Annotated in this window: 2 protein-coding genes; one reads left to right on the top strand and one right to left on the bottom strand. The window is 45.1% G+C overall.

Annotation, left to right across the window (positions count from 1 at the left end; all coding sequences use genetic code 11):
• Positions 1–262: 262 nt before the first annotated feature.
• Positions 263–946: a class I SAM-dependent methyltransferase gene (locus tag ACERIT_RS16095; protein ID WP_373675868.1), complete on the top strand. Its 684-nt coding sequence runs from the start codon at positions 263–265 to the stop codon at positions 944–946.
• A 791-nt stretch (positions 947–1,737) separates the two neighbouring features.
• Here the strand turns inward: ACERIT_RS16095 and ACERIT_RS16090 are convergent.
• Positions 1,738–2,013, bottom strand: a 276-nt coding sequence (locus tag ACERIT_RS16090) for a class I SAM-dependent methyltransferase (RefSeq protein WP_373675867.1), incomplete at its 5' end; no start/stop codon positions are given.

The following is a 2,013-nucleotide window of genomic DNA, read 5'->3' as shown; positions in this document are numbered from 1 at the left end:
TATCGGGCCTTTTTGCTACACATCGCATACCCAGTGTAGGGCACTCGATAGTCGGCAGTTTCCTTTTTAAAATGCGTATTCGACACATATATGGGATTTTGGGGAGAAACAAAATCAAATGAATTTACTAAGGAAAGCTATCAAGATTTTTTGTCGAGAGGGAGCTATTTCCCTGCTTCGTCGCACCTACTACTTCGTTTGGAAACTTCCCGTAGTGGATGATCTATGTTTCCATGTTTCCCTGATCAGATTAGAGAGGAGAATGAAGTCCGAGTCAGAGATTACTGATTTTTTTGACACGACAGGATATATATCTCCACGCCGGAAAACGACTCATAACATACTTCCACCGCTGGGTTTTGAACGTAAGTCTCCCTACAAGCCGGCACACCCAGGAAAATTTGGCGGACTCGGTGCCTATCGTCATATCCGGCTTGAGCAGTCAAAAGAAGTGTTCTCAAGCCTCCTCGAGATAATTGCCGACAAAGGTCCCGAAACGGTGGTAGAGATTGGGACGTTCCGTGGCGGTTCGTTATACATGTGGTCCCGAGCTCTAAAAGCCCCCAAAAAAATAATCAGCGTCGACATTGCGTACAACAAGATGGATCGACTTTTTAAGAATTTCTCAGATGAAAAGACGCTACACTTGGTAGAGGGGGACTCTCAAAACCAATCCACAGAGCAGCGAATCAGCGATATGCTCGGCGATGATCAAATCGACTTTCTTTTTCTTGATGGAGATCATTCATACGAGGGAATTAAGAATGATTTCGAGATCTACGAACCATACGTTTCTGACACAGGTCTCATCGCGATTGATGATATCGCGAATGAGAACTGTGGTGTCCCCAAGTTCTGGCGGGAAATCAGCAGCCGATATGATACCAAGGTGATCGAGGACGGATCATCGTCGATCGGTGTTGTGTACGCAGCCAATAATAGTTGATCCGTCATTTATACAGATCAATAATCGACAGTAAGGAATTCGACGAGCAGAACTTGGTCACCCACACCGCTGAACATCGAGACGGAGACTTGGAATACCACACAGAGACAGAAGAGCTTATATCAAAGACGTTGAATCCGTGACGAACCGAATCCGCTCTCCTAGCGTGTCGATATTTATTGGATATACTGATCAATCGCCATCATAATACGAGAGATATCAACTTATAGAGTGTTGGGAACATGGTAGACCACATTCATTACGACTTATTCAATCTTCAAATATAGTTACTTTAAAATAATATATGCTCATGTTGAATCGATAATGAACTAATACAATTATAACTGATCAATCTCGGTGGATTTTCACATACATTGGGTGTTCATCGACTTCCCCAAGCCGTCCAGAAAGGGACAGAGTTGGACCGTACCCAGATCTGGCGAGAGCAGACAGCACTTTACTTGCTGATGTACGCTCAACTGATTCAACAAATTGCTCTCCGGTCAATTTCGAGACGGCGGTTAGAAATTGCTCTCGTACGTACCAACGTTGGTGATTCTCTGTCAGCGGCCCGCACTCAACAGACCGAACATCAACAGAAAACAAATCCGATAGGTTGTGAATGACCTCGGGATTCCAGCGCGTTTGATGATGTGGTGGCATATTTAGAACAGGAAACCGGATGGAGGTCAGAAACCCACTCGAATTGGGAACTGCGAAGATTAGCGTTCCCCCGGATTTCAGGAGTGAAAGCGATGATTCTAGGAAGGTGTACGGATCCGCAACGTGCTCTAACACTGAAATGAACAGACGACATCAAACTTTTCATCAGATTCGAATGACTCCACATCTGACTGGTACACCTCGTGCCCATCGTCTGAGGCACGATCAAGTGCTGAAGAATCAATATCAATCCCGATGGCGTCGGTAAACCCGCTATTCTTTAGACGTTGAAGGAAATGTCCTTCACCACAGCCAACTTCAAGCACTCTGTTGTGGGGGTCGATATCTGATAATGCACACTCAAACTCCCATTTGTCCTGTTGAAGATACCAGTCGAACTTACC

Source organism: Halopenitus sp. H-Gu1 (assembly GCF_041821145.1).
Taxonomy (GTDB): domain Archaea; phylum Halobacteriota; class Halobacteria; order Halobacteriales; family Haloferacaceae; genus Halopenitus.
This window is presented reverse-complemented; position numbering and strand designations above follow the sequence as displayed.

Bases quoted from the DNA above. Each gene is read 5' to 3' on its own strand.
- ACERIT_RS16095 (WP_373675868.1), top strand. From the start codon at position 263: ATGAAGTCCGAGTCAGAGATTACTGATTTTTTTGACACGACAGGATAT.